Raw genomic sequence first — 26,094 nt, forward strand, 5'->3', positions numbered from 1 at the left:
GATCCACCCCGAGGTCCGCCGGATAAACTCTCCCGGCTGAAAAAGATCATGTTGACGGGGTGAACACTTCCGATGAGCGACACAAGCACGATGCAGCCGTGGTCCACCGACACGCAGGAGGACACCGGTCACGGCAGGCACCGGGGCCCGGTCTCGTCCCACGACGGCGAGTCCGCTCCCCTCGGCCGGCACCGCAAGCCGGCCGAGGAGAAGGCCGACGCCGCTGCCTGACGGTCACGCCCGTGGGCCCGGTCCGCCGCTCCGGCGGGCCGGGCCCTCGGTTGTTCCCGTCACCTCTTCCGCCGCGGTGCCCGTACCGCCGTCCTCCGTCGCCGCGGGCGTCTCCCCCCCCTCGGGTCCCCTCGGACGCCGGCCGGCTCAGCGGTGTTCGACGACCGTGTCGGCGAGCACGGGCGCGTCGCCACGCTCCACGGCGCTCACGGCGACCCGGACCGCTGCCTGACCGCGCCACATGCGGATGCGGAGGGTCTCTCCCGGGAAGACCACCCCGGCGAACCGGGTGGCGTAGGCGCGCACCCGCGTCACGTCCCCGTCGAGCAGGGTGTCGACGACCGCCTTGAGGGTCACCCCGTAGGTGCACAGGCCGTGCAGGACGGGCCGGTCGAAGCCGGCCGCCTTCGCGAAGCCGGGGTCGGCGTGCAGCGGGTTCCGGTCGCCGGACAGGCGGTAGAGGAGGGCCTGGTCCTCGCGGATGTGTCGTTCGACGGTCCGGTCGGGGTCGCCGGCCGGTGGGCCGGGCCGGGCCGAGGGGCCCCGGTCGCCGCCCCAGCCGCCCTCGCCGCGGACGAAGATCCGGGCGTCGCTCGTCCACAGCGGCCCGTTCGCGTCGGTGACCTCGGTGCGCACGACGAGGACGGCGGCCTCGCCCTTGTCGTGGACGGCGGTGATGCGGTCGGCGGTGGTGGCGGTGCCCTCGGCGGGCAGCGGGCGGTGCAGGGTGAGCGACTGGCCGCCGTGCAGGACGCGGGCGAGGTCGACGTCGACGCCGGGCATGGACAGTCCGCCGATCACGCCGGGCGGGCCGCCGCCCGCGACGGTGGCGAAGCTCGGCAGGACGTGCAGCCGGGACTCCAGCGTGTAGCGCAGTTCGCCGGGGTCGGTGGCGGGGACGCCGGCGCCGATGCCGAGGTGGTAGAGCAGGACGTCCTTGCGGTCCCAGGCGATCCCGCCGGTCCGGGGTGCGGCGGCGAGCGCCTTGGCTGCGTCGATGGGCATGGGGCTCCTGGCGGGTCTCGGGACGTCGGCGCGGCCGTCCGCGCCGTCGGCCGCAACGAGGTCGTCACGGGCGAGTCCGGCACGGGCGGGTCCAGGCCGGGCGGATCCAGGACCGGCGGGTCCAGGCCGGGCGGATCCAGGACCGGCGGATCCAGGCCGGGCGGATCCATGACGCGTTCCGGTCCGGCGCCCTCTGTATAGCCCGGTGCCCGGCAGGTGTGAAGGACGGTGACGGCTCGTCAGTTCGGCGTGCCGGGACATTTGTCCTGCCCAGGTCGGTACAACCGCATCTGTCCGTAGGCCGGGGTGGGTGCGTAGCGTCAAAGCGGCGGGCGAGGACCCGTGGAGGGACGACGAAGGGGGAGCGGGATGCGCGGGAAGCAGTGGGTGGCCTGTCGGTGGCAGGAGCATGTGCGGCACAAGGCCGAGCGCGCCCGTGACCGGGAGGCGATGCGGGAGTGGCGCAGGACGGGTGAGGTGCCGGAACATCCGGGCCCGCCGCCGTCCGGCTACTCCCTGCTGCCGTGGCTGCTGCTCGGCATGGGCGCCTTCTCGAACCTCCTTCAGGGCGAGGCCAACCCGTGGATCGGCGGCCTCGGAGTGCTGACCTTCAACTCCCTCTACATCTACGTCGTGTTCCGCAGCTTCGTCCGGGAGAAGCGCGAGGCGCTGTCGACACGGCTGGCCCTGGTGCTCATGGCGCTCGTCACCTGCGCTCTGGCACTCGGCTACGGCGGCAGCTGGCTGAGCTTCTTCCCCCTGCTGGGGCTGGCCGTCGGCGCGAGCACGCGAGGCCCCTGGCTGGGGCCGGTCGGCGTCGGACTGGCGCTGGCCGCCGGCGCCGCCGCCGTGTACCGCAACGGCTGGAGCGACGCGGTGAACGTCGCGTACGGCACCCTCCTGTCGACGATGGTGACGGCGGCGATCCTCTCCCTGACCGAGGCGGTACGGCAGTTGCGGGCCGCCCGTGAGGAACTGGCCCGGCGGGCGGTCGAGGAGGAGCGGCTGCGGTTCTCCCGCGATCTGCACGACCTGCTCGGGCACACCCTGTCGGTGATCGTGGTGAAGTCGGAGGCGGTCCGGCGGCTCGCGGAACGCGATCTCGACGCGGCCCTCGCCCAGGTCATGGACATAGAGGCGGTGGGCCGCCAGGCGCTGACGGAGATCCGCGAGGCGGTCACCGGGTACCGCGAGGGCAGTCTCGCCACCGAACTGGACCGGGCCCGTTCGGTCCTGACGGCGGCGGGCGTGGAGCCGGTGGTCGGCCGGTCGGGCCCTCCGCTCGCCCCGCGGACGGCGGCCCTGCTGGGCTGGGTGGTGCGCGAGGCGGTCACCAACGTGGTCCGCCACAGCGGGGCCGGGCGCTGCGAGATCACCGTGTCGGGCACGGCGGAGCGAGCGCGGCTGACGGTCACCGACGACGGCACGGGTGGGGGCGGCAGGGGCAAGGGCGGCTCCGGTACGAAGGATCCCGGCACGGGCGGCTCAGGCGGTGAGGGCAGCTCCGGCACAGGCAGCTCCGGTACGAAGGTTGCCGGCACGGGCGGCTCCGGCGGTCGGGGCGGCTCCGGCACAGGCGATCCCGGTCCGGACGGTCCCGGCACGGGCGCCCACTCGTGCGCGGTGGACCGCGGCACCGGTCTGACCGGCCTGCGCGAGCGCCTCGCGGCGGCGGGCGGCTCGCTGACGGCAGGCCCTGGCCCGGACGGCGGCTTCACGGTCACGGCGGAACTCCCGGCGGACCCGCCGCCGGCGCACGGGGCCGTGGAACCCGGGGGCGCTCGGCAGGCTCACGGGACGGCGGGGCACACCGATGCCGGGCAGCCCTGTGAGGCGTCGGACCAGGGGAACGCACGGCAGGACCACGGGGCAGAGGGCCGCGTGGACGCCCGACCGCCCCACCCGGCCAAGGACCGGGGCGACGCCGCACGGCTCCGCGGGACGGAGAGTCGGGGGCACGCCCGACAGCCCGGCGGAGCCGGAGGAGCCGGCGATGGACCGCGGCCGTACCGGAGTGGGGCGGGCCCGTCCTCTTCCCCGGTGGAGCCGGTGACCGGGGCGGTGCCGTCCGGGCCCGCCGGACCTACGCTGAGGCCGTGAACGAGATGCCCCGTGACCATCGCCCCGCCAAGTCCATCAGGGTCCTGCTCGCGGAGGACCAGGGCATGATGCGCGGGGCGCTGGCCCTGCTGCTGGGGCTGGAGCCGGACATAGAGGTGGTGGCGCAGGTGGGCACCGGGGACGCGATCGTGGACGCCGTCCTCCTCCACCGTCCGGACGTCGCCCTCCTCGACATCGAACTGCCCGGCATGAGCGGCCTGGACGCCGCCGCCGAGCTGCGCGAGCAGGCGCCCGACTGCCGGGTGCTGATCCTCACCACCTTCGGCCGTCCGGGTTATCTGCGGCGGGCCATGGAGGCCGGAGCCGCCGGGTTCCTCGTGAAGGACGGGCCGGTGGAGGAACTGGCGACCACGATCCGCCGGGTGCTGACCGGAGAGACGGTGGTCGATCCGGCCCTGGCGGCCGCCGCGCTCAGCGTGGGGCCCAGCCCGCTGACGGCCCGTGAGTGCGAGGTCCTCAGGGCGTCCGCCGACGGCGCGACGGTCGCCGATGTCGCCGCGACGCTGCATCTGTCGGAGTCGACGGTCCGCAACCACCTCTCCGCGGCCATCGGCAAGACGGGCACCCGCAACCGTGCGGAGGCGATGCGAGTGGCGCGCCGGCAGGGCTGGCTCTGACCGGTGCGCACGCCGCCGGCACAGTGCCCGCATGCCTCAACCGCTCCGGCTGATCCGGCTGCTTCGACTGTTCCGGCTGTTCCGGCTGTTCCGGCTCCTTCGACCGCACCCCCGGCAACGATGTCGCGGCCATCCCGGTGGAGGCCTCTCCGGCCCTGCCCCACCGGCCGTTGCGGCAGCCCGGCACCTGGGTGGCGATCGGCGCGGGCGTCCTGGCAGTGGCGACGGGGGTGACCGTGTACCGGCGACGCCGGGCGCGGGCGTAGGCCGGACGCGGGCGTAGGCCCCGGGCGGGAGGCTGGAGCAAAGCGTGCCCGGCCGGGGGCCGGAGCCCGGCAGGCCCTCAGAGGCCGGGTACGCCCCGCAGTGGCCGGGCTCGACACGGAGGCCGGGCGCGGCCGCAGGGGCCGGACGCCGCTCTAGAGGCCGGGGCCCGTGCGGCGCAGGACGCGCAGGGAGCCGGTGTCCGAGACCTCCGTGAAGGCGCCGGACTCCAGGGCGCGCAGGTAGACGCGGTAGGGGGCCTGGCCGGTGAACTCGTCGGCCGGGTCCGGGAAGACGTCGTGGATGACGAGCAGGCCGCCCTCGGCGACGTGCGGGGCCCAGCCCTCGTAGTCGGAGCCGGCGTGCTCGTCGGTGTGGCCGCCGTCGACGAAGACCAGGCCTAGGGGCGAGTTCCAGAAGGCGGCGATCTGCGGGGACCGGCCCACCAGCGCCACCACGTGCTCCTCGAGGCCGGCCCGGTGCAGGGTGCGGCGGAAGGCGGGCAGGGTGTCCATCAGACCGATCTCGGGGTCGACGGTCTCCGGGTCGTGGTACTCCCAGCCCGGCTGCTGCTCCTCGCTGCCCCGGTGGTGGTCGAGGGTGAGCGCGGTGACCCCGGCCCGCCGGGCGGCGTCCGCGAGCAGGATCGTCGAACGGCCGCAGTAGGTGCCGACCTCCAGCAGCGGCAGTCCCAGACCGGCCGCCTCCACGGCGGCGGCGTACAGCGCGAGTCCCTCGTCGAGGGGCATGAACCCCTTCGCGGCCTCGAACGCGGCCAGGATCTCGGGCTCGGGTGCCGCGGGCATGGGGGTCCTTCCGGTCGTGCGTGTGTCTGGGCCCGCCCATGGTGCCGCACCCCCGTCGGAGGAGCGACGGGGGGTGCGGGGGGTGCAGAGGGATGCGGGGGGGGGCGGGTCAGGCGGTGACCGTCTCGCCCGGCAGCGCCAGGTCCAGGTCGACCGGGCGTTCGTCGCCGGCGTGGGTCGCGGCGGACGCGAGGGGGCCGTGGCCGCCGGCCCTGGCGGCGAGGACGTAGGAGCCCCGGGCCGGGACGGCGACGGCGTAGCTGCCGTCGGCCTGCGAGAGGGTGGCGCCGGCCTGACGGCCGCGGTGGTCGATGAGGGTGACCTTGGCGTGGGCGACCGGGGCGCCATCGGCGTCCAGGACCCGGCCCCTGAAGCCCCGCAGGACCGCCTCGGCGTGCGCCAGGTTGGCGTCCTCCTCACTGCTGGCACGCAGCTGCGGCGCCGCCGCGGGGGTGCGGCGGGGCAGGAACAGGGCGAGGAGCAGGCCCACGGCGACGGCTCCGGTGGCGATCAGGAAGGAGACCCGGAAGCCGTGCATGGTCGGGACGGCCACGCCGCCCACGTCGTTCGCGGTGTTGGCCAGCACCATGCCGATGACGGCGCTGGAGACCGACGTACCGATGGACCGCATCAGGGTGTTGAGGCCGTTGGCGGCGCCCGTCTCCGAGGCCGGGACCGCGCCGACGATCAGCGCGGGGAGCGAGGAGTAGGCGAGGCCGATGCCCGCGCCCAGGACGACCGCGATGACGAGGCTCTGCCAGGCGGCGCTCATCAGGCCGAGGCCGGCGCCGTAGCCGATGGCGATGATCAGCAGGCCGAGGATCAGGGTGACCTTGGGGCCGTACTTCGCGGAGAGGCGGGCGTAGACCGGCGCGGTGACCATCATCGTCAGTCCGAGCGGTGCCACCAGGAGGCCGGCGGTGACCATCGACTGGCCGAGGCCGTAGCCGGTGCTCCTGGGCAGCTGGAGGAGCTGGGGCAGGACGAGGGAGACGACGTAGAAGGAGACGCCGACCATGATGGAGGCGAGGTTGGTGAACAGGACCGCCGGGCGGGCGCTGGTGCGCAGGTCGACCAGCGGCGCCTTGACGCGCAGCTCCATCAGGCCCCACAGCAGGAGCACGACGGCGGAGGCGGCGAACAGGCCGAGCGTGAGGCCCGAGGACCAGCCCCAGTCACTGCCCTTGGTGATCGGCAGCAGGAACAGGACGAGGCCGGCGGAGAGGCCGAGCGCGCCCGGCAGGTCGAAGGAGCCCTCGGCGCGGGCCGGGGACTCGGGGACGACGAGCAGGGTGAGGACGATGGCGAGGACGCCGAGACCGGCGGCGCCGTAGAAGAGGGCGTGCCAGTCGGCGTGCTGGGCGACGAGGGCCGCGGCGGGCAGGGCGAGGCCACCGCCGACGCCGATGGAGGAGCTCATCAGCGCCATCGCCGAGCCGAGCTTCTCGCGGGGCAGCATGTCGCGCATCAGGCCGATGCCGAGCGGTATCGCGCCCATCGCGAAGCCCTGGAGGGTACGGCCGACGATCATGGTGAGCAGGTCGCTGGTGAGGGCGCTGACCAGGGCGCCGACGACCATCACGGCGAGGCTGAGGATCAGCGTGCGCCGCTTGCCGTACAGGTCGCCGAGGCGGCCCATGATCGGTGTGGCGACGGCGCCGGACAGCAGGGTCGAGGTGAGGACCCAGGTGGCGTTGCTGGGGGCGGTGTCCAGCAGCTGCGGCAGGTCCTTGATGACCGGTACCAGCAGGGTCTGCATCACCGCGACCACGATGCCCGCGAAGGCGAGCACCGGGACGACGGCACCGCCCGCCCTGCGTCCGGGCCGGTCGGTCGACGTGTGCATCATGAAGCGAGGCCTCCAGGCCGGGGAGTGGGACGGGTGAACGGCTGAACCGCGCGGGTACGTGCAGCTTGAACCTCGTATGCATGAGCAACTATTCCGATGCTTCGGCACACTAACGAAGTCTTGACCTTCTCTTGAGGAAGAAGGACGCGGGCGGTGCCCGGCCCGCGGCACGGGCGATACCCCGGCCCGAGGCGCGGGCCCTGCCACGGCCCTAGGTCGATATCCCGATGCCGGGGGTGCGGGGCGGTTGAGACCATGGCGCCCATGCCCTCCGCAGCACGCCCGGCCCGCTCCCCCGTCCCCACGTCCGTCCCCACGTCCGTCCCCACGTCCGTCCCCACGTCCGTCCCCGCCTCCGTCCCCGCCCGGCTCGTCGTGGCGCTCGCCTGCGCCGGACAGTTCCTCGTCGTCCTCGACATCTCCGTCGTCAACGTGGCGCTGCCCTCCGTGCGGGCCGAACTGGACATGAGCGCGGCCGGCCTCCAGTGGGTGGTCAACGCCTACGGCCTCGGCGGTACGGGCCGGTTCGGCGGATTCCGGAACGTAGCGGGAGGGGCAGGGGGCGCGGAGTGTGCCGGAACGACAGGGGACGCCGCCCGGGCACCGTCCGTCCCGCAGTCGCCTTTCCCCGGCACTCACCCGTCGCCAGGGGGCCGTCGCCCGGCGGCCGTCGCCCGTCCCGCGGCCTGCCGGTGGCTTCCCGGCCGCGTCGGGGGCGTCCCGCTAGGGTGGCAGGCGTGTCGTACGTAGGCCCTGACTTCGATCCCCCGCGTCCCCGCCGCTCCCCGCTGCGGCGCACGCTCACCGTGCTGTTCGCCGTGCTCGTGCCGGGCGCGCTGCTCGGCTGGTCGGCCTGGGAGGCGCTGGGCGGGTCCCAGGGGGGCGGGCCCGGCAGGGTCGCGGCCTCCGGCGCCGGAGGGACGGCCTCGGCCGGCGGTGACCCGGACGACAAGCCGGGCGCCTCGGCCGCGCAGTCCCCGACGGCGTCCGCACCCGGCGGCGCCGGGAGCCTCGCGGGCAAGGTCGTCGTCATCGACCCGGGACACAATCCCGCCAACTCCACGCACACGGCCGAGATCAGCCGCCAGGTGGACATCGGCACCAACAAGAAGGAGTGCGACACCACCGGCACCGCCACCGACTCCGGTTACAGCGAGGCCGCGTTCACGCTCGACGTGGCGCACCGGCTGCGCGCCCTGCTGGAACAGCGGGGCGCCACCGTGAAGTTGACGCAGGACGCCGACCGGTCCTACGGGCCCTGCGTCGACGAGCGGGCCCGGATCGGCAACTCGGCCCGCGCGGACGCCGTCGTGTCGGTGCACGCCGACGGGGCGGGCGCCGGGCAGCGCGGCTTCCACGTGATCCTGCCGGGCGCGGTGCACGAGGGCGCCGCCGACACCCGTGCCATCGTGGCCCCCTCGCGGAAACTCGGTGAGCTGATCGCCGGCGGCTTCGCGGACGCCACGGACACCTCGCCCTCGAACTACGTCGGCGACGGCACCGGTCTCGTCACGCGTCAGGACCTGGGCGGTCTCAATCTGTCAACGGTTCCCAAGGTGTTCATCGAGTGCGGCAACATGCGCGACGGCAAGGACGCGGCACTGCTCACCAGCGGCGCCTGGCGGCAGAAGGCTGCGCAGGGGCTCTCTGAGGGAATCGTGAGTTTCCTGCGCGGGCAGCGGCCGGAGCGCTGATCCCCGGGGACAGCCCGATCGTGTGGACGATAGTGTCGTCCACACGATGAGGGGCCACCCCCGCGCTTTCCCACCCGGGCCTGACGGCGACATGGTGACAGCGGCGCCTCCACCGATGCGTGTATCGATGACGAGACGACTGACGAAGGACCTGAAGTGAATATCCGCTCTCTCACTCGAGGCGACGGCGTGGTGATCGGAGCAGCGGTATTGCTGTTCATCGCGTCGTTCTTCGATCTCTACTCGATCGACGGGATCCCCGACAGCTACGATCTGCCGAACCTCTGGAACAGCGGGCCGGTGATGTTCAGTGTCGTTCTCGCGGGGATCATCGGCGCCGCACTCCTGGTCGTCAGCCGGGCACTGCCGCAGGTGCCCAAGGTCGCCGGACTCGACCTCCGTCAGTTCGGCGTGGCCTTCGCAGTCTTCGCCGCGTGGAGCGCGCTCGGCAACATCTTCGACCCCTCCGGCGGTTACGACAACGTCGGCGACACCTCGAACAGCCCCGACGCCGGTGCGGGCCTGATCCTGGCCCTCGTCGCCACGCTGCTGCTGGCCGCCGCCGCTGTCGCCACCCCCCTCGTCCCGGCCCTCCAGGGTGCGCTGATCCCGGCCCCGAAGCCGCCGGCTCCGCTGCCCTACGGCGCGCAGCCGCCCGGTGGCTACGGCTACCCGGGCGCGCAGCAGCAGCCGTCGCCGTTCGGCGGGCAGCCGCAGCAGGGTCAGCAGCCGGGCCAGTCGCCGTTCGCGGGCGGTCAGCCTGCTCCGGCGCAGCCGCCGGCCGCCGACTTCTCGCCGTTCTGGTTCGCCGTGCCGGTGCCGCGTCCGCTGTACGCGGAGGACGGCTCGCCCATGCCGATCGCCGAACTGGCGCCCGGCACCTGGTACCTGGCCGTCGAGCAGGGCGCCCAGGGGCTGGTGGCGCAGACCCAGGACGGCCGTCGCGGAGTGCTGCGGGACACCTCCGGCATCCAGCGCGGCTGAGTCCGCGCCCCGCGTCCCGCGGCCCCTCGCCCTTCCTTCGGGGCGGGGGGCCGTTGTCGTGCAGCCGCCCCCCCCCTCTCCGCACCTGACATGCTGTCAAGATGCGGGCTCACGGCCCGGTCTCGTGCCCGGCCATCGCGATCGACAGGGCTACGACAACGTGGCGGGGCGCCCGGAAGGCACAACTCCGAGCCGGTGCAGGGCACATGGAGAAGTCGTGAGCAGGCCGTGTTTCATCCCGCCACGAACGGCAAGCCGGACTGCATGTCCCCTCGATACCGTAACGGTGCGCATTCGGCAGGCACGGTCATCGCCGTCGTCGCCGACGTGATGGCCTTCATCCTGGGCCTCTGGATCGTCATGTATCTGCTGGACGCCAACCGCGGCAACGAACTCGTGCAGTTCGTGCACGACGTGGCCCGCTGGCTGGCGGGCTGGTCGTACGACCTGTTCACGTTCGACGAGGCGTGGGCGAGGGTCGTGGCGGGCTACGGCCTGGCGGCGGTCGTGTACCTGTTCGTCGGGCACGCGATCGCGAACCGGGTCCGCCACTGACCTCTCGCAGGCGTCGTCGGCGACCGTCTCAGCCGCAGCAGTCGGGATCCAGTCCCGTCGGCAGGCGGTCGCCGCCGAACACCGCGCAGGTGGCCTCGTGCCCGCCCAGTGCGGCGACCGCGAGCAGCAGCGACCCGGCGGTCCACGTCGTCAGCTCCTGCGGCCACAGGGCCGCGTCCTCGAAGACGTACCCCGTCCAGTACAGCCCGGACTCCGGGTCGCGCAGCCGCTGGATCCACTGGAGGATCTCCAGCGCCCGGTCGGACTCGCCCACCGCCCAGAGCGCCAGGGCGAGTTCGGCCGACTCCCCGCCGGTCACCCACGGGTTGGGCACGACGCAGCGCACGCCGAGCCCCGGCACGACGAACCGGTCCCACATCTCCTCGATGCGGGCCTTGGCCTCCGCGCCGGTGAGCGCGCCGCCGAGGACCGGGTAGTACCAGTCCATGGAGTAACGGGTCTTGTCCAGGAACCGCTCCGGGTGCCGGCGGATGGCGTGCCGCAGCGCGCCCGCCGCCAACTCCCAGTCCGGCTGCGGTTCTTCGCGCTGCTCGGCGATGGCCAGGGCGCAGCGCAGCGCGTGGTGGACGGAGGAGGAGCCGGTCAGCAGCGCGTCCGCGGTGGGCGTGCCGTCGTCGTCGCGGCGCCAGCCGATCTGCCCGCCGCTCTGCTGGAGCAGCAGCACGTACTCGACCGCCGCGTGGACGACCGGCCACATGCGGTCCAGGAAGGTGTCGTCGCCGGTGGACAGGTAGTGGTGCCAGACGCCGACGGCGACGTAGGCGACGAAGTTCGTCTCCCGGCCGCGGTCGGTGACGTCGGCGAAGTCGCCGTCGGCGTAGGCGGCGTACCAGGAGCCGTCCTCGTTCTGGTGCCGCGCGAGCCACTCGTACGCCCGCTCGGCGGCCTCGTGCTCGCCCGCCGCGTCCAGCGCCATCGCGGCCTCGGTGTGGTCCCACGGGTCGAGGTGGTGGCCGCGGAACCACGGGATCGCGCCGTCCTCCCGCTGTTCGGCCAGGATGCCGCGGACGGTCTCGACGGCCTGCTCGGGGGTGAGGACCCCGGGCAGGACGAGGTGTTCTGTCCGGGGAGTCGTCACTTGGCGTCCACCCGGGGCAGGTGGGGCTTGGTCGCGTACGCCACGAAGCTCTTGCCGATCAGCGGGTTCAGCGCCTGTTCGGCGACCCGGGTCGCCAGCGGCTTCTTCATGATGTCCCAGACCAGCAGCTTGTGGTACGCCCGCACCGGCAGCGCCTTGTCGTTGTCGACGCCGAACGCGCACTTCAGCCACCAGTACGGCGAGTGCAGCGCGTGGGCGTGGTGGCTGCCGTACGGGCGCAGGCCCGCCTCGCGGATCTTGGCGAGCAGTTCGTCCGCCTTGTAGATGCGGATGTGGCCGCCCTCGACCTCGTGGTAGGCGTCGGACAGGCTCCAGCAGACCTTCTCGGGGCCGTAGCGCGGGACGGTGACGGCGATGCGGCCGCCGGGCCTGAGGACCCGCACCATCTCGGCGAGGACGCCCTTGTCGTCGGGGATGTGTTCCATCACCTCGGAGATGATGACGACGTCGAAGGACTCGTCGGGGAAGGGCAGCGCGAGGGCGTCGCCCTCCATCGCGGTGGCGGTGGCGCCCTCGGGGGCCTCGCCCGCCTCCTTCATCGCCGCGAACCACTTGGCGACCTCGCGGATCTCCTCGCCGTTCTGGTCCAGCGCCACGACCTGGGCACCGCGCCGGTAGCACTCGAAGGCGTGGCGTCCCGCCCCGCAGCCGAGGTCCAGGACACGGTCGCCCGGGGCGAGCGGGAACCGGGAGAAGTCGACGGTCAGCACGTGGCCCTGCTTTCGCGATCGGATTCGACGTCGGCATCGGGGACGACGTCCGCGGATGGGGATGCGGAGGCGGAGGGAGAGGCGGAGGCGGAGGGAGGGGCGGAGGTACGGGGTGCCGGCCGCGCGCCGGACGGGCGGGATCGTCCGCCGCCGGCCCGTTCGACGGCCTCGCGGTACCGCTCGACGGTGCCCTCGGCGGCGCGCGCCCAGGTGAAACGCTCCAGCACCCGCCGGCGCCCGGCCGCGCCCAGCCGGGCCCGCAGCGCCGGGTCGCCGAGCAGCCGGCCCAGCGCGGCGGCCAGCGCTCCCGCGTCGCCCGGCGGTACGGCCAGGCAGGTCTCCCCGTCGGGTCCGGCGACCTCGGGAGTGGCGCCGCCGGTGGTGGCGACGAGCGGGGTGCCGGTCGCCATGGCCTCCGCGGCCGGCAGCGAGAAGCCCTCGTAGAGGGAGGGCACACAGGCGACCTCCGCCGAGCGGACCAGGTCGACGAGTTCGGCGTCGGAGATGCCCTTGACGAACTCGATGGCGCCGTCGAGGCCGTAGCGTTCCACCGCGGCGGCGACGGGGCCCTCCTGCGGGCGCTTGCCGACGACGACGAGGTGGGCGTCCGGCTGCTCGGTACGGACCTTGGCGAGCGCCTCGACGAGGAAGACCAGGCCCTTGAGCGGCACGTCCGCGCTGGACGTCGTGACGATGCGGCCCGGCACGACGGGCACCGACGGGTCGGGCGCGAACAGGTCGGTGTCGGCGCCGATGTGGACGACGTGGATGCGGTCGTCGCGGACCCCCAGGTGGTCGACGATCTCCTGGCGGGAGGTCCCGGAGACGGTGAGCACGGACGGCAGGCGGCGGGCGACGCGCTTCTGCATGCGGGTGAAGGCGTACCAGCGGCGTACCGAGGCGCGCCGCTTCCAGCCCTCGGCGGCGTCCAGCTCCAACTGCCGGTCGACGGTGATGGGGTGGTGGATGGTGGTGACCAGGGGTGCGCCGACGTCGCCCAACAGGCCGTAGCCGAGGGTCTGGTTGTCGTGCACGACGTCGAACTCGCCGCGACGGGCGCGCAGATGACGGCGGGCGCGCAGGGAGAAGGTCAGCGGTTCGGGGAAGCCGCCGGTCCACATCGTCGCCACCTCGAGGGCGTCGATCCAGTCGCGGTACTCGTCGCGCTTCGGGGTGCGGAAGGGGTCGGGCTGGCGGTAGAGGTCCAGACTGGGCAGCTCGGTGAGGGAGACCCGGCCGTCGTGGCCCTCGTCGAGGACCGGGTAGGGCTGGGAGCCGATGACCTCGACGCGGTGGCCGAGCCGGGCCAGTTCGCGGGAGAGGTGGCGGACGTAGACGCCCTGGCCGCCGCAGAACGGGTTTCCCTTGTAGGTGAGGAGCGCGATGTCGAGCGGTCGCCCGCCGTCCGCGGCGAGGTCCTGGGACCCCGCCTGACTGGCCTCAGCGGTCACTCCGGGCCCCCTTCTGCCTGCACTGTCCCGCGAGACTACGACGGGACGCTAATCTAGAACAAGTTTCAGACTTGATCGTCCGGGAGGCTCCGAATCTACCGGCAGGTAAGGACGCTGTGAGCAGTGGATCGGGTGATTCACGCCACGGCCCGGCGCCCTGTGTCCGCTGAGCGATCCCACGCCCTCACCGACCGTCACGGAACGGGACCCATGCCTGCCCAAGTCAAGGGGGACAAGGTGGACACCAGCGTCCAGCGCCCCTCCGCCGCTCCCCTCACCGAGCGGCAGGAGGCCCGCCGCCGCCGCATCCTGCACACGAGCGCGCGGCTGGCGAGCCGGGGCGGGTTCGACGCGGTGCAGATGCGGGAGGTCGCCGAGTCCTCCCAGGTGGCCCTGGGCACCCTCTACCGCTACTTCCCGTCCAAGGTGCACCTGCTGGTCGCCACCATGCAGGACCAGTTGGAGCGCCTGCACGGCACACTGCGGAAGAAGCCCCCGACGGGCGACACCCCGGCCGCCCGCGTCGCCGAGACCCTGATGCGCGCCTTCCGGGCCCTCCAGCGCGAGCCCCACCTCGCCGACGCGATGGTCCGCGCCCTCACCTTCGCCGACCGCAGCGTCTCGCCCGAGGTCGACCAGGTCTCCCGGCAGACCACCGCGATCATCCTCGACGCGATGGGCCTGGCCGACCCCGCCCCGCACCAGCTCTCCGCGGTCCGCGTCATCGAACACACCTGGCACTCGGCCCTCATCACCTGGCTCTCGGGCCGCGCCTCCATCGCCCAGGTCCGCATCGACATCGAGACGGCCTGCCGCCTGATCGACGTGCCGGAGCCGGGGGCGCGGGAGTAGCGCCCCCGGGGCCCACCACGCCCACCCCGGGCCCACCACCGCCCACCACCGCCCGCCCCGGCGCCCACCCGTGCCCACAGGCGGCCCTCAGGGCCTTCCCTACGGCCGAGTACAGTGGCCCAGTCGTCATCACACCCGTACGGGGGAAAGCCGGTGCAATTCCGGCGCTGACCCGCAACCGTGAGCCACTCGGACACACAGTGGCCAGCCGGACCGCCCCGGACGGAACGTGACCGGCTCACGTGCGTCGGCGCCGCCGCCGCACGGGCACCGTCGAGGTATGCGGAGCCGAGCCGCCGGGGTGTCCCGCGCCGCCCGGCTCCCTGACAGGGAGAGGCACCCGCCGATCATGAACGTCCGCCGCAGCGCCGCCGTCCTGGCCGCCACCGCAGTGATCGGCGCCGCCACGCCCGCCGTGGCCGCGTCCCCGTCACCGGCCCCGTCCGTGGCGATACCGTCCGGTCTGTACGGCACCACCGACCCGACGTACGACGGTGTCTGGCGCCAGTCGCTCGCGCTGCTCGCCCAGGACACGGTCGGAGTCGAGCCGGCGGAGAAGGCCGTGGACTGGCTGGCCGGCCAGCAGTGCGCGAACGGCTCCTTCGCCGCGTTCCGCGCCGATCCCGCCCGGGCCTGCGACGCCAAGCTGATGGTCGACACCAACAGCACCGCCGCCGCCGTACAGGCCCTCGCGGCCCTCGGCGGTCACGAGGCCGCGGCGGAGAAGGCCGTCGGCTGGCTGAAGTCCGTACAGAACGCGGACGGCGGCTGGGGGTACACCCCCGGCGGCGCCAGCGACACCAACTCGACGGCAGTCGTCGTCGGCGCGCTGGCCGCGGCCGGGGAGAAGCCCGCGGAGGTCGTGAAGGGCGGGAAGTCGCCGTACGACGCCCTGGTCACGCTCGCGCTGCCCTGTGACGCCGGTGGCGCCTTCGCCTATCAGCCCGACAAGCAGGGCACGTTGACGGCCAACGCGGACGCGACGGCCGCGGGCGTCCTCGGCGCGCTCGGCGAGGGCCTGGCCGCCGGCGCCGGGAAGAAGGCGGACAAGACCGCCTGCGCCGCCCCCGGTACCCCGCGGCAGGCCGCCGCCAACGGTGCCGCCTACCTGGCGGAGGCCGTCGCGAAGAACGGGTACCTGACGTCGGTGCTCCCCGGCGCCGAGAACCAGCCGGACTACGGCAACACCGCCGACGCCGTGGTCGCGCTCGCCGCGCAGGGCGGCGCCGAGCGGGCGGGCAAGCCGCTCGCCTGGCTCCAGCGCAACGCCGCCGCCTGGGCGAAGCAGAGCGGCCCGGCCGCCTACGCCCAGCTGGTCCTCGCCGCCCACGCGACGGGCACCGACCCGCGCGCGTTCGGCGGCACGGACCTGGTCGCCGCCCTGAACGCGACGGGCCCGGCCCCGCGGGCCGCCGACGCCGCGAAGGGGGGCACCGCGGACAAGGCCGACGGGGCCGACGACACGGTGGGGGCGGAGGAGGAACCCGAGGACGGCTTCGGCGTCTGGTGGACCGTCGGCGTCTTCCTCGTCGCCGGTATCGGCATCGGCTTCCTGATCAGCGGCCGCAGGAAGCAGCAGCCGTGATACGCCGTCTCACCGCCCTGTTCGCCGCCGCGTTGTTCCTGGGTCTGGCCGGTACCGGCCCGGCCGGGGCCGCCGGTTACCGCTACTGGTCGTTCTGGGACCGCGACGGCGACCGCTGGGTCTACGCCACCGAGGGCCCCGCCACGGCCCGCCCCTCCGACGGCGCCGTCCAGGGCTTCCGCTTCGCGGTCAGCGAGGACTCGCAGGACGCGTCGCGGCCGCGCGGCACGGCCTCGTTCGCGTCGATCTGCGCGCGGACCCCGGAGCGGGACGGCATGAAGCGGGTCGCCCTGGTCCTCGACTTCGGCACCGCCGCGGACGCGCCGTCCGGCGAGACCCCGCCCGCCGCCCGCACGGCCTGCGCCCGCGTCCCGGACGACGCGAGCACGGCCGAGGCCCTCGCCTCGACCGCGAAGCCCCTGCGCTACGACACGAACGCGCTGCTGTGCGCGATCGCGGGCTACCCGCGGAAGGGCTGCGGGGACCAGGTGACGACGGACGAGGGCGAGCAGGGAGGCGAGCAGCGGGACAACTCCGCGGCGGGGCCGCCGGCTTCGCCGGACTCCCCGTCGTCCGCCGCGGACGACGGCGGGCCGTCCGTGGGCGTCTACGCGGGCGGCGCGCTGATCGCCGCCCTGGCCGCGGCGGCGGTGTGGCAGGCCCGGCGGCGCCGGAATGACTGAGGGCTCCCGCCCCGTCGGGAGCGGCACCCACCCCGTCGGGAGCGGCACCCGTCCCACCGGCAAGCGCGTCCGGCCCACCGGCAACCGTGTCCGTCCCACCGGCAACCGCGTCCGGCCGACGCCGGCGAGTACAGCCGCGCTCCCGCTCCACCCCGGCGCCTGGTGGTTGTGGGCCCTCGGCCTGGGCACGGCCGCGACCCGCACCACCAACCCGCTCCTGCTGGCCCTGCTCCTCACCACCTCCGCCCACGTCGTCCTCACCTGCCGCCCCCGCACCCCCTGGTCCCGCTCCTACTCCGCCTTCCTCCACCTCGCCCTCGCCGTCCTCGCCGTCCGTCTCTTCTTCGTCGTGATCCTCGGCTCCCCCGTCCCCGGCACGCACGTGATCCTGACCCTCCCCGAAGTCCCGCTCCCCGACTGGGCGCAGGGCATCCGGCTGGGCGGCAGGGTCACCGCCGAGGGTGTCGTGTTCGCGCTGTACGACGGTCTGCGCCTGGCCACCCTGCTCGTCTGCGTCGGCGCCGCGAACGCCCTGGCGAGCCCCTCGCGTCTGCTGAAGGCCCTCCCCGGCGCCCTGTACGAGGCGGGGGTCGCCGTCGTCGTGGCGCTCACCTTCGCGCCGTACCTCATCGCCGACGTCCAGCGGCTGCGGGCCGCCCGCCGGCTGCGCGGCCGCCCGGACAGGGGCCTGCGCGGCCTGTTCCAGGTGGCGCTGCCGGTCCTGGAGGGCGCCCTGGAGCGTTCCGTCGCCCTCGCCGCCGCCATGGACGCCCGCGGCTACGGCCGTACCGCCGACGTCCCGTCCCGCGTCCGCCGTACGACGGCCGTCCTCACCCTGGGGGGCCTGCTCGGCGTCTGCGCGGGAACGTACGGCCTGCTCACCGCGGCGGGCGGCACCTACGGGCTGCCGGTGCTCGTCGCCGGGGTCGCCGCCGCGCTCGCCGGTCTGCGGCTGGGCGGGCGCCGCTCGCCGCGCACCCGCTACCGCCCCGACCGCTGGACCCCGCGGGCCTGTCTGGTCGCCGGGTCCGGTGCCGCGGTCGCCGCGCTGCTGACGCTCGCCGCCTCCGCCGACCCGGCGGCCCTGCACCCCGGCGTGATCCCGCTCACGGCGCCCGCCCTCCCCCTGTGGCCCGCCGCGGCCGTACTCGTCGGCCTGCTGCCCGCTCTGCTGCCCGCCCCGCTCCCGAAGGAGCCGTCGCCGTGATCCGCTTCGAGAACGTCTCCGTGACGTACGACGGCTGCCTTGAGGCCACCGTGCGGGACGTCGACTTCGAGATCCCGGAAGGGGAACTGGTGCTGCTCGCCGGTCCGTCCGGGGTCGGCAAGTCGACACTGCTCGGCACGGTCGGCGGTCTCGTCCCGCACTTCACGGGCGGCACCCTGCGCGGCCGGGTGACGGTCGCCGGCCGCGACACCCGCACCCACAAGCCGCGTGAACTCGCCGACGTGGTGGGGACGGTGGGCCAGGACCCGCTGTCCCACTTCGTCACGGACACCGTGGAGGAGGAACTCGCCTACGGCATGGAGTCGTTGGGTCTGCCTCCGGCGGTGATGCGCCGCCGCGTCGAGGAGACCCTCGACCTGCTCGGCCTGGCCGGCCTGCGCGACCGTCCGATCGCCACGCTCTCCGGGGGCCAGCAGCAGCGCGTCGCGATCGGCTCGGTCCTCACCCCGCACCCCCGCGTCCTCGTCCTGGACGAACCGACCTCCGCGCTCGACCCGGCCGCCGCCGAGGAGGTCCTCGCCGTCCTGCTCCGCCTGGTCCACGACCTCGGTACGACCGTCCTGCTCGCGGAACACCGTCTGGAACGCGTCCTGCAGTACGCCGACCAGGTCGCCCTGCTGCCCGCGCCCGGTGCCGCCCCGGTGCTGGGCACCCCGGCCGAGATCATGGCGGTGTCCCCGGTGTGTCCGCCGGTGGTGGAGCTGGGCCGGCTGGCGGGCTGGTCCCCGCTGCCGCTGACCGTCCGCGACGCCCGGCGCATGGCGGGTGACCTGCGCGAACGACTGACCGGGCGGGAGCCGGAGCACACCCCGGCCGCCGTCGCCGAGCCACCACGGCCGCGCCCGGCGCTCCCCCGGTGGCCCCGGCGCGCCGTATCGGCCCCGACGGGGGACCCGCGCGATCAGCCGGCCGGCCGCGAGCCGGAACACCTCCCGGCCGCGTCCGCCGGGCCGCCGGTGCCGCGCCCGGCACTCGCCCGCCTGCGCCGGCGCGCCGCCCCCGCCCCGGCCGCGGCCGCGCCCCCGGCGGAGGTCCGTTCCCTCTGCGTGCGCCGCGCCCGGGTGCAGGCGCTGCGCGACGTCGACCTCATGGTGTCCCCCGGCGAGACCATCGCCCTCATGGGCCGCAACGGCGCCGGCAAGTCCACCCTGCTCAACACCCTCGTGGGCCTGGTCGAGCCGTCCTCGGGCACGGTCCGGACGGGCGGCGCGCTCCCCCACCGCACCGCGCCCCGCGACCTCGTCCGCCGGGTCGGCCTCGTCCCGCAGGAACCCCGCGACCTGCTGTACGCCGACACGGTCGCCGCCGAGTGCGCGGCCGCCGACCGGGACGCGCAGGCCGTCCCCGGCACCTGCCGCGCCCTCGTCCACGACCTGCTCCCCGGCATCTCCGACGGCACCCACCCCCGCGACCTGTCCGAGGGCCAGCGTCTGACGCTGGCGCTGGCGATCGTCCTGGCCGCCCGCCCGCCGCTGCTCCTGCTCGACGAGCCGACCCGCGGCCTGGACTACGCGGCGAAGTCCCGCCTGGTCGGCGTGGTGCGCGAGCTGGCCGCCGCCGGGCACGCGATCGTGCTGGCCACGCACGACGTGGAGCTGGCGGCGGAGCTGGCCCACCGGGTCGTGCTGCTGGCCGAGGGCGAGGTGATCGCGGACGGTCCGACGGCCGAGGTGATCGTCTCCTCCCCGTCCTTCGCCCCGCAGGTGACGAAGATCCTGGCCCCGCAGGAGTGGCTGACCGTCGCCCAGGTGCGGGAGGCGCTGCGGTGACCGCGACCGGCCGGCCGGCACCGACACCGGCAGCGACACCGGCAGCGACACCGGCAGCGGCAGCGGCCGGGCAGGCGCGAGCGGTCCGTCTGGGCCCCCGTTCGGTGGCCGCGCTCGGGCTCGTCGGCGCGGTCGGGGTGGTCGCCTTCGCCTGGCCGTTCCTGGCCCCGCCCGCCTCGGCGCTGAACGCGCACGCGCAGGACGCCCCCTGGCTGTTCGCGGGGTTGCTGGTCCTGCTGGTCGCGGTGGTGGCGGCGACCATCTCGGAGTCGGGGCTCGGCGCGAAGGCGGTCGCGATGCTCGGCGTGCTGGCGGCGACCGGCGCCGCCCTGCGCCCGATCGGGGCCGGTACGGCGGGCATCGAGCCGATGTTCTTCCTGATGGTGCTCAGCGGCCGGGTCCTCGGCCCCGGCTTCGGCTTCGTGCTGGGCTCGGTCACGATGTTCGCGTCCGCCCTGCTCACGGGCGGGGTGGGCCCGTGGATGCCGTTCCAGATGCTGTCCATGGGCTGGTTCACGATGGGCGCCGGCCTGCTGCCGGGCCCGGACCGGCTGCGCGGCCGGGGCGAACTGGCCCTGCTCGCGGTCTACGGCTTCCTGGCCGCCTTCGCCTACGGCACGGCGATGAACATGGCGGGCTGGCCGTTCCTCGGTGAGCTGGCCTCGCGGATCTCCTTCGATCCGGACGCGGCCGTACCGGAGAACCTGGCCCGTTTCCTCGCGTACTGCGCGGCCACCTCGCTGGGCTGGGACCTGGGCCGGGCCGTCGTCACCGTCGTGCTGACCCTGACGCTGGGTCCGGCCGTGCTCAGGGCGCTACGCAGAGCCACCCGGCGCGCGGCCTTCGAGACCGCGGTCACATTCGAGGACCGTCGAGTCGCGCCGGAGGACCGTTGAGCGGTGAAGCACCCCACATGACCCACATCACCTACGATCCCCCCTAGTTGGACATTCCGGACGCCATGTCCATGCAGATCGCGCCTCTGACCTGCACATTGAGAGCCGGGTCACACGAGCGACCTTCACCCCACATGCGGCCACAACTAGTAAAAGGGGTCATTGCGGACCCCCGCCGAGCCTGTTTCTCTGGATGACGTCGCACGGCGCCGACGAGCCCCCGGGCCCCCGGCGCCGACGCATGCAGCCCCCCGCCGCACATCACGCGGTGCGGCCACGCACCGCGTGACTCCGGCATGCACCGCGACGCACCTGCCCCCGAAGGAAAAAGGTTCTCCGTGTCCGTCTCCGTCATCCGCCGCATCGCTTCCCCGAAGAAGGCCCTCACCGCCGCCGCCCTGGCCGCCGCGACCGCCGGCATGGCACTGTCCGCGGCCCCCGCCCAGGCCTCGACCGTGACCTCCGCCTCCCAGGCCAAGGCGATCGCGCACCAGATGATCCCGGACGCCGCGCAGTTCAACGCGTTCAGCAAGATCGTGCAGCACGAGAGCAACTGGGACGTCAACGCCACCAACTCCTCGTCCGGCGCCTACGGCCTGGTCCAGGCCCTGCCGGGCAACAAGATGGCCTCGGCCGGCTCCGACTGGAAGACCAACGCCAAGACCCAGATCAAGTGGGGTCTCGACTACATGAACTCCCGCTACGGCAGCCCGGCCGGCGCCTGGTCCTTCTGGCAGGCCAACGGCTGGTACTGAGCCACGCCGACCCCGCACGCGTGAGGCGGCGGCCCCCCGATCCCCGGGGGCCGCCGCCTCACGCCTTTCCTCGCCCCGCCGAGGCCCCGCCGGCGGGGCGATATCCTCGCTCCTTCGTTCGGGTCGGAGTCACCGCCCCGCCGCCCCGACCGCCGAAGGAAACCGTTCGTGACCTCTGTACCGGCGCCCGGTCGCGACCGGCTGCCCTCGCTGACCGGGCTCCGCTTCTGGGCGGCGCTGCTGGTCGTCCTGTACCACCTGTCCCGGCAGGTGGGCACCGTGCCGGGACTCAGCGAGGCGGTCTGGTACGGCCGGAGCGGGGTGACGTTCTTCTTCGTGCTGTCGGGGGTCGTCCTGGCCTGGACGTACGACGGCGTGCGGGTGCCCGTCCGGGTCTTCCTGTGGCGCCGGTTCGCCCGCATCTGGCCGCTCCTCGCCTTCGGCGTGGCGGCGTCCGTCGCCGTGTACGTCCTGATGGACCGTGCCGTGTCCCTCCAGGCGGTGGTCGCGAACCTGCTGCTGGTGCACGCCTGGTTCCCCGAGCCGGTCGTCTTCAAGGGCGGCAACCCCGCGGCCTGGTCGCTCAGCGACGAGGCCTGGTTCTACCTGATCTTCCCGGCGCTGCTGGCCCTGCTCGCCGGGCGCAGGGCGAGGGTCTGGGCGTGGACCGCGGCCGGTGTCGTCGGCGCCACCCTCGTCCTGTGGCCGGCGTTGTCCGGTCTGTCGCCGATCACCCGCCTGTGGGCGCTCGACTACCTGCCGCTGACCCGCTCGCTCCAGTTCGTGCTGGGCGTGGTGGCGGGGCTCGCGCTGAAGCGCGGCTGGCGTCCCCCCGTGTCCCTGCCCGTGGCCGCCGGACTCGTCCTCGCCTGGCACCTCGCGCTGGTCCCCTGGCACCACGCCGTGCCCGACGCCCTCTGGTACAGCCCGTACACGGCCTCCCAGTGGCTCTCGGCGCCGGTCTTCGCGGCCCTCATCTGCGCCGCCGCCCGCGCCGACCTGGACGGCCGCCGCACCGCACTGGGCGGACCGTGGATGATCCGGCTCGGCCACTGGTCGTTCGCCTGGTACCTCCTCCACGAGATCGTCATCCGCGCCGCGCTCCACCACTGGGGCAGGCCCGCCCCCGGCGCCGCCACCCTCCTGTTCTGGGCCGGCGTCCTCCTGACCAGCCAGGCCGCCGCGGCCGCCGCCTACCACTGGCTGGAGCACCCCGCCGAACGATGGCTCCGGAGCCGCGTGGGCCGCCCCGCCCCGCCCTCCGTCCGCCCACCCGCCGAGGTGAGCGGGCGATAGCCCGGACGGACCTCGCCCCCTGTTCAGGTGCGCGCCGTCCGCGCCCTCTCCGGTTCCACCCGGCGGTCCTCACTCGGGGCCGCCGCCTCCGCCGTCCCCGCCCGCGGCCCCTGCAGTACGTACGCCAGCCCGAAGCCGGCGAGGACGGCGACGGCGCCGCCCACCGCGTCGAGGACCCAGTGGTTGCCGGTGGCCACGATCGCCGAGACCGTGAAGAGGGGGTGCAGGAGGCCCAGGGCCTTCATCCACCACCTCGGGGCGACGATCGCGATCACCATGCCGCACCACAGGGACCAGCCGAAGTGCAGGGAGGGCATCGCCGCGTACTGGTTGGTCAGGGACGTCAGCGTGCCGTAGTCGGGCCGGGTGAAGTCCTGCGCGCCGTGGACGGTGTCGATGATGCCGAGGCCCGGCATCAGGCGCGGCGGGGCCAGCGGGTAGAGCCAGAAGCCGACGAGGGCGAGCAGGGTCGCGAAGCCGAGGGAGGAGCGGGCCCAGCGGTAGTCCGCGGGGCGGCGCCAGTAGAGGACGGCCAGCACCGACAGCGGGACCACGAAGTGGAACGACGTGTAGTAGAAGTCGAAGAAGTCGCGGAGCCGGCCGGCCTCGACGACCGCGTGGTTGGCCCAGCGCTCGATGTCGATGTGGAGGAAGCGCTCGATGTCGAGGATCTCGCGGCCGTGGGCCTCCGCCCGCCGGCGTCCGCCCGAGATCGTTCCGCCCGTCGCCGCCAGCCGGACCTGCTGGTACGCCGCGTAGGTGACGCGGATGAGCAGCAGCTCCAGGAGCAGGTTGGGGCGGCTGAGGACCCGGCGCGGGAACGGCAGCAGCGGGACGCGCTGCCGGCGGGCCGGGACGGGGGCGGCGTACTGCGTCGGAATCGGGGTGCGGTGGTACGGGGAGGTGCGGGGCAGGAAGGGCACGGCCGTCGCGGCGGCCAGCGCGGCCAGCAGGACGACGTTGTCGCGCAGGGGGTACAGGGCCGCCATGTCCGGCAGCATCATCGTCGCCGGGAGGGTCATGACCAGGACGACGGCGACCGGCCAGACGTAACGGTCCGAGGCCCGCCTGCCGACCCGGCCCACCACCGCCGGCAGGAGCCACAGGAGCTGGTGCTGCCAGGTCGTCGGGGACACGGCGATGGCGGCACAGCCGGTGATCGACACCGCGAGCAGGAGCTGGCCGTCGCGGGCGTAGCGCACCGCCCGGCGGACGCCGAGGACGGCCACGGCCGCGCCCAGCGTCAGGAACAGCGCGATCTCCGGCGGACCGGACAGGCCGAGGCGCAGCAGGGCGCCGTGCAGGGACTGGTTGCCGAGGGCGTCCGCCTCGCCGCCGAGGCCCACGCCGGCCATGTGGTGGACCCAGTAGGTGTACGAGTCGTGCGGCATCGCCGCCCAGGCCAGCAGGGTGCAGGCCAGGAACGACGCACCCGCGGTCGCGGCGGCCCGGCGCCGGCCGGTGAACCACAGCAGCGGGGCGAACAGCAGGACGGCCGGCTGGAGGGCCGCCGCCAGGCCGATCAGCGCGCCGCCCGCGTGCCGTCCCCGCACGGCGAAGCAGCCGAGCAGGACGAGCAGGACGGGGATGATGCTGGTCTGGCCGAGCCAGAGGGTGTTGCGGACGGGGAGGGACAGCATCAGCAGGCTGATCGCGACGGGCGCGGCCAGCGGCGGGGTGCGTCCGCCCGCAGGCTGCGGCAGGGCCCGCGCGACGACCAGGCCGAGCGCGACGACCAGCAGCAGGGTGCCGAAGGTCCAGCCCCAGCCGAGAGCCTGTTCGGCCGCCCGGGTGAGGGGCTTGAGGACGAGTCCCCCGAACGGGGTGCCGGTGAAGCGCGTCGAGTCGTAGAGCGAACCCTTGACGTGCAGGACGCCGTCGGGTCCGACCCAGGTCTCCAGGTCCGTCAGCCGCTCTCCGCGCGGAGTGGCGAGGACGACGGCCACCTGCCGGACGGCGAGGACGGCCGCGACCAGCCAGAGGCCGAGGCGGGCCACGCGCAGGCGCGCTCTCGTCGTGTCAGCGGCGGTCGCTCCGAAGGGTTCTGCCGGTCGCCCGCTGTGCTCCGCATTCGCCACGCCTCGTAGGCCTCCCGCCCCGTAGCTCCCCCGCGTTCCCTCGTGGGGTTGCTTCACGAGCCCTCTCCACAACCCTGTGAGGCTCGCGGCACCCCCGACGAAGACGCGGGCCGTCCCGCCTTCACCTGACGTCCGTTCTCCTTTTGTCCGGAAGACGATAGTGCGCCGGGCAGGGGCCGATTCCGTGGTGTGCGTGGCGATACGGCGGGCCGGACCGGGCGGCGCGGGCCGGTGAGGGCGCTGACCTGCCGGTTCCCTCCGACGCCGGTCCTGCGAGGTCCGGGCGGGCGGGCACTCGGGCGCGGTGCGCGGGGTTGACGAACTGATCAGCGTATGCGGCAGGTGCCGTCGGCGACCGGGAGGCGGAGCTCGTGGACGAGTCGCGGATCCGGGGCACCGTCGGTGCCCTGTTTCACCGCCCGCCCCGCCCGCCCCGGCTCCCGGACCGGTGAGGCCGTGCCCCCCTCAGGCCCCGCGCTCGGGCCCCGTGCTCAGGCCCCGTGCTCAGGCCCCGTGCTCAGGCCCCGTGCTCAGGCCTCGTCCTCAGGCCTCGTGGTAGAAGCCCACGTTGACGCTGCGCGGACCGGTGCGGTCCGTGATGACGATCTCCCCGTTGCCGCCCCGCGGGAGCTGCACGGTCCCGCCGTAGGCGATGGTCTGGGCGTACTCGCCGACCACCAGCCGGACCTCGGAGGACGGGTCCGGCTGGGAGCCGCGCAGCCAGCCGACCTGCCAGACGCCCTCGGGGCCGCACAGGAACTCCAGGTGGACCCGGGAGACGAACAGCCACTCCTCGGGCGTGACGAGGCGGCACACGGACTTGTCCCGGCCCACCCGCAGCACGGCGCCCGGCTCGCTGGGCGCGTCAGCCATGAGCATGCCGGCCGTGGCACCCTCTTCCGTCCCGGAGACGGTGGCCATGGTGAGTTCGAGCACGTGCGCTCCTCAAGAGATGTCTGTCCGACGGCGTCCGAACTGTGCGTGCACAGCCGCCGCATACTAAATCGCCCGGCCCCGCCGCGTCCGGCACAATGGACGCATGACCGAGCGAAAGCCACCCGGCGTCCCGTTCGAGTCCTGGGTCGACAAGCAGATCCAGGACGCGGAGCGGCGTGGCGAGTTCGATCAACTTGCGGGCGCGGGAAGGCCGTTGGATCCGGAGCTCGAGAGTTCCTACGACGAACTGTGGTGGGTCAGGCGCAAGATGGCACGCGAGGGGCTCTCGGTCCTGCCTCCCGCGCTGGCCCTGCGCAAGGAGGCGGAGGACGCCCTCGCCGCGGCGTACGCGGCACCGTCGGAGCGGATCGTCCGGAAGATCGTCACGGACGTCAACGTCAAGCTCCGCGACATGATGTTCAAGCCGCCGCCCGGCCCCCCGCTGGGCATGAGGCCGTACGACGTCGAAGAGGTCGTACGGCAGTGGCGGGAGCGCCGGGCGGCGGCCGGGGACGGCTAGGGCGTGTTTCGAAAGTGGCGTCGTCTGCCCGAAGGGCAGGCCCGGCGGCGTCTGGTGCGTGCGATCGCAAGGCGGAGGGTCGCCCCGAT

The 26,094-nt window shown here is 74.1% G+C and carries 23 protein-coding genes, 1 pseudogene and 1 riboswitch; of the genes and pseudogenes, 16 read left to right on the forward strand and 8 right to left on the reverse strand.

From position 1 onward, the window contains the following. The first annotated feature begins 72 nt into the window (after window positions 1–72). The gene (locus ACIP5W_RS26970; protein ID WP_401478660.1) at window positions 73–231 is read left to right on the forward strand and encodes a hypothetical protein; all 159 of its coding nucleotides are present in this window, start codon (window positions 73–75) and stop codon (window positions 229–231) included. Between the two features lie 147 nt (window positions 232–378). On the opposite strand, the gene ACIP5W_RS26975 is transcribed toward ACIP5W_RS26970, so the two are convergent. Then, complete coding sequence (locus ACIP5W_RS26975) at window positions 379–1,236, reverse strand: MaoC/PaaZ C-terminal domain-containing protein (protein WP_401478663.1); 858 nt, start codon at window positions 1,234–1,236, stop codon at window positions 379–381. 369 nt (window positions 1,237–1,605) lie between these two features. Between ACIP5W_RS26975 and ACIP5W_RS26980 the strand changes: the two genes are divergently transcribed. Together ACIP5W_RS26980 and ACIP5W_RS26985 are read left to right on the forward strand one after the other, a co-directional pair. Continuing rightward, window positions 1,606–3,336: a histidine kinase gene (locus ACIP5W_RS26980; protein WP_401478666.1), complete on the forward strand. Its 1,731-nt coding sequence runs from the start codon at window positions 1,606–1,608 to the stop codon at window positions 3,334–3,336. Between the two features lie 5 nt (window positions 3,337–3,341). Next, complete coding sequence (locus tag ACIP5W_RS26985) at window positions 3,342–3,974, forward strand: response regulator (RefSeq protein ID WP_401478735.1); 633 nt, start codon at window positions 3,342–3,344, stop codon at window positions 3,972–3,974. 419 nt (window positions 3,975–4,393) lie between these two features. Here the strand turns inward: ACIP5W_RS26985 and ACIP5W_RS26990 are convergent, their stop codons facing one another. After that, on the reverse strand, window positions 4,394–5,044 hold the full coding sequence (locus ACIP5W_RS26990) for a class I SAM-dependent methyltransferase (protein WP_401478669.1): 651 nt from the start codon (window positions 5,042–5,044) through the stop codon (window positions 4,394–4,396). A 109-nt stretch (window positions 5,045–5,153) separates the two neighbouring features. Next, window positions 5,154–6,893 (reverse strand): MFS transporter, encoded by a 1,740-nt coding sequence (locus tag ACIP5W_RS26995; protein ID WP_401478672.1) that lies wholly within the window; start codon window positions 6,891–6,893, stop codon window positions 5,154–5,156. A gap of 255 nt (window positions 6,894–7,148) precedes the next feature. Between ACIP5W_RS26995 and ACIP5W_RS27000 the strand changes: the two are divergent. The 4 genes and pseudogenes from ACIP5W_RS27000 to ACIP5W_RS27015 all read left to right on the forward strand — a co-directional run. After that, window positions 7,149–7,454 (forward strand): annotated as a pseudogene (locus ACIP5W_RS27000) (hypothetical protein); the annotation flags it as partial. A 176-nt stretch (window positions 7,455–7,630) separates the two neighbouring features. After that, window positions 7,631–8,587 (forward strand): N-acetylmuramoyl-L-alanine amidase, encoded by a 957-nt coding sequence (locus ACIP5W_RS27005; RefSeq protein ID WP_401478675.1) that lies wholly within the window; start codon window positions 7,631–7,633, stop codon window positions 8,585–8,587. A gap of 156 nt (window positions 8,588–8,743) precedes the next feature. Continuing rightward, window positions 8,744–9,571, forward strand: a complete 828-nt coding sequence (locus ACIP5W_RS27010; protein WP_401478678.1) for a DUF5336 domain-containing protein — start codon at window positions 8,744–8,746, stop codon at window positions 9,569–9,571. 264 nt (window positions 9,572–9,835) lie between these two features. Beyond that, window positions 9,836–10,126: a hypothetical protein gene (locus ACIP5W_RS27015; protein WP_366060135.1), complete on the forward strand. Its 291-nt coding sequence runs from the start codon at window positions 9,836–9,838 to the stop codon at window positions 10,124–10,126. A gap of 28 nt (window positions 10,127–10,154) precedes the next feature. On the opposite strand, the gene ACIP5W_RS27020 is transcribed toward ACIP5W_RS27015, so the two are convergent. The 3 genes from ACIP5W_RS27020 to ACIP5W_RS27030 are packed head-to-tail and all read right to left on the reverse strand — an operon-like array spanning window position 10,155 to window position 13,407. Beyond that, complete coding sequence (locus ACIP5W_RS27020) at window positions 10,155–11,225, reverse strand: prenyltransferase/squalene oxidase repeat-containing protein (RefSeq protein ID WP_401478681.1); 1,071 nt, start codon at window positions 11,223–11,225, stop codon at window positions 10,155–10,157. Beyond that, window positions 11,222–11,956: a class I SAM-dependent methyltransferase gene (locus ACIP5W_RS27025; RefSeq protein ID WP_401478684.1), complete on the reverse strand. Its 735-nt coding sequence runs from the start codon at window positions 11,954–11,956 to the stop codon at window positions 11,222–11,224. The genes ACIP5W_RS27020 and ACIP5W_RS27025 overlap by 4 nt, the downstream gene beginning before the upstream one ends. Further along, window positions 11,950–13,407, reverse strand: a complete 1,458-nt coding sequence (locus ACIP5W_RS27030) for a glycosyltransferase family 4 protein (RefSeq protein ID WP_401478687.1) — start codon at window positions 13,405–13,407, stop codon at window positions 11,950–11,952. The genes ACIP5W_RS27025 and ACIP5W_RS27030 overlap by 7 nt, the downstream gene beginning before the upstream one ends. A 210-nt stretch (window positions 13,408–13,617) precedes the next feature. Here ACIP5W_RS27030 and ACIP5W_RS27035 point away from each other — a divergent pair, with 210 nt between their 5' ends. The 8 genes from ACIP5W_RS27035 to ACIP5W_RS27070 all read left to right on the forward strand — a co-directional run bounded on the left by ACIP5W_RS27035 (window position 13,618) and on the right by ACIP5W_RS27070 (window position 22,471). Beyond that, window positions 13,618–14,259: a TetR family transcriptional regulator gene (locus ACIP5W_RS27035; protein WP_401478690.1), complete on the forward strand. Its 642-nt coding sequence runs from the start codon at window positions 13,618–13,620 to the stop codon at window positions 14,257–14,259. Window positions 14,260–14,402: 143 nt separating this feature from the next. Further along, window positions 14,403–14,474: riboswitch (cobalamin riboswitch) on the forward strand. Window positions 14,475–14,608: 134 nt separating this feature from the next. After that, complete coding sequence (locus ACIP5W_RS27040; protein ID WP_401478693.1) at window positions 14,609–15,844, forward strand: prenyltransferase/squalene oxidase repeat-containing protein; 1,236 nt, start codon at window positions 14,609–14,611, stop codon at window positions 15,842–15,844. Then, window positions 15,841–16,527: an SCO2322 family protein gene (locus ACIP5W_RS27045; protein ID WP_401478696.1), complete on the forward strand. Its 687-nt coding sequence runs from the start codon at window positions 15,841–15,843 to the stop codon at window positions 16,525–16,527. The genes ACIP5W_RS27040 and ACIP5W_RS27045 overlap by 4 nt, the downstream gene beginning before the upstream one ends. Beyond that, complete coding sequence (locus ACIP5W_RS27050) at window positions 16,520–17,734, forward strand: energy-coupling factor transporter transmembrane component T (RefSeq protein WP_401478699.1); 1,215 nt, start codon at window positions 16,520–16,522, stop codon at window positions 17,732–17,734. The genes ACIP5W_RS27045 and ACIP5W_RS27050 overlap by 8 nt, the downstream gene beginning before the upstream one ends. Beyond that, the gene (locus tag ACIP5W_RS27055; RefSeq protein ID WP_401478702.1) at window positions 17,731–19,524 is read left to right on the forward strand and encodes an ABC transporter ATP-binding protein; all 1,794 of its coding nucleotides are present in this window, start codon (window positions 17,731–17,733) and stop codon (window positions 19,522–19,524) included. The genes ACIP5W_RS27050 and ACIP5W_RS27055 overlap by 4 nt, the downstream gene beginning before the upstream one ends. 89 nt (window positions 19,525–19,613) lie before the next feature. Next, on the forward strand, window positions 19,614–20,420 hold the full coding sequence (locus tag ACIP5W_RS27060) for an ECF transporter S component (RefSeq protein ID WP_401478737.1): 807 nt from the start codon (window positions 19,614–19,616) through the stop codon (window positions 20,418–20,420). 338 nt (window positions 20,421–20,758) lie between these two features. After that, window positions 20,759–21,175: a transglycosylase SLT domain-containing protein gene (locus ACIP5W_RS27065; protein ID WP_398093674.1), complete on the forward strand. Its 417-nt coding sequence runs from the start codon at window positions 20,759–20,761 to the stop codon at window positions 21,173–21,175. A gap of 168 nt (window positions 21,176–21,343) precedes the next feature. Continuing rightward, window positions 21,344–22,471 carry an acyltransferase family protein gene (locus ACIP5W_RS27070; RefSeq protein ID WP_401478705.1) on the forward strand — a complete coding sequence of 376 codons (1,128 nt, stop codon included), beginning with the start codon at window positions 21,344–21,346 and terminating at the stop codon, window positions 22,469–22,471. Window positions 22,472–22,494: 23 nt separating this feature from the next. Here ACIP5W_RS27070 and ACIP5W_RS27075 read toward each other — a convergent pair whose 3' ends face one another. Together ACIP5W_RS27075 and ACIP5W_RS27080 are read right to left on the reverse strand one after the other, a co-directional pair. Beyond that, window positions 22,495–24,549, reverse strand: a complete 2,055-nt coding sequence (locus tag ACIP5W_RS27075; protein ID WP_401478708.1) for a phosphatase PAP2 family protein — start codon at window positions 24,547–24,549, stop codon at window positions 22,495–22,497. Between the two features lie 543 nt (window positions 24,550–25,092). After that, window positions 25,093–25,485, reverse strand: a complete 393-nt coding sequence (locus tag ACIP5W_RS27080) for a hypothetical protein (RefSeq protein WP_401478711.1) — start codon at window positions 25,483–25,485, stop codon at window positions 25,093–25,095. 103 nt (window positions 25,486–25,588) lie between these two features. Here ACIP5W_RS27080 and ACIP5W_RS27085 point away from each other — a divergent pair, with 103 nt between their 5' ends. Further along, window positions 25,589–26,005 (forward strand): DUF1992 domain-containing protein, encoded by a 417-nt coding sequence (locus tag ACIP5W_RS27085; RefSeq protein WP_401478714.1) that lies wholly within the window; start codon window positions 25,589–25,591, stop codon window positions 26,003–26,005. The last annotated feature ends 89 nt before the right edge of the window (window positions 26,006–26,094 follow it).

Origin of the sequence: Streptomyces sp. NPDC088766, from assembly GCF_044750845.1 — a bacterium.
Taxonomy (GTDB): Bacteria; Actinomycetota; Actinomycetes; order Streptomycetales; family Streptomycetaceae; genus Streptomyces.

What these genes read in the sequence shown, in the direction of transcription:
- ACIP5W_RS26970 (WP_401478660.1), top strand. Translation starts at nt 73, where the DNA reads ATGAGCGACACAAGCACGATGCAGCCGTGGTCCACCGACACGCAGGAG.
- ACIP5W_RS26975 (WP_401478663.1), bottom strand. Translation starts at nt 1,236, where the DNA reads ATGCCCATCGACGCAGCCAAGGCGCTCGCCGCCGCACCCCGGACCGGC.
- ACIP5W_RS26980 (WP_401478666.1), top strand. Translation starts at nt 1,606, where the DNA reads ATGCGCGGGAAGCAGTGGGTGGCCTGTCGGTGGCAGGAGCATGTGCGG.
- ACIP5W_RS26985 (WP_401478735.1), top strand. Translation starts at nt 3,342, where the DNA reads ATGCCCCGTGACCATCGCCCCGCCAAGTCCATCAGGGTCCTGCTCGCG.
- ACIP5W_RS26990 (WP_401478669.1), bottom strand. Translation starts at nt 5,044, where the DNA reads ATGCCCGCGGCACCCGAGCCCGAGATCCTGGCCGCGTTCGAGGCCGCG.
- ACIP5W_RS26995 (WP_401478672.1), bottom strand. Translation starts at nt 6,893, where the DNA reads ATGATGCACACGTCGACCGACCGGCCCGGACGCAGGGCGGGCGGTGCC.
- ACIP5W_RS27015 (WP_366060135.1), top strand. Translation starts at nt 9,836, where the DNA reads ATGTCCCCTCGATACCGTAACGGTGCGCATTCGGCAGGCACGGTCATC.
- ACIP5W_RS27035 (WP_401478690.1), top strand. Translation starts at nt 13,618, where the DNA reads ATGCCTGCCCAAGTCAAGGGGGACAAGGTGGACACCAGCGTCCAGCGC.
- ACIP5W_RS27040 (WP_401478693.1), top strand. Translation starts at nt 14,609, where the DNA reads ATGAACGTCCGCCGCAGCGCCGCCGTCCTGGCCGCCACCGCAGTGATC.
- ACIP5W_RS27050 (WP_401478699.1), top strand. Translation starts at nt 16,520, where the DNA reads ATGACTGAGGGCTCCCGCCCCGTCGGGAGCGGCACCCACCCCGTCGGG.
- ACIP5W_RS27085 (WP_401478714.1), top strand. Translation starts at nt 25,589, where the DNA reads ATGACCGAGCGAAAGCCACCCGGCGTCCCGTTCGAGTCCTGGGTCGAC.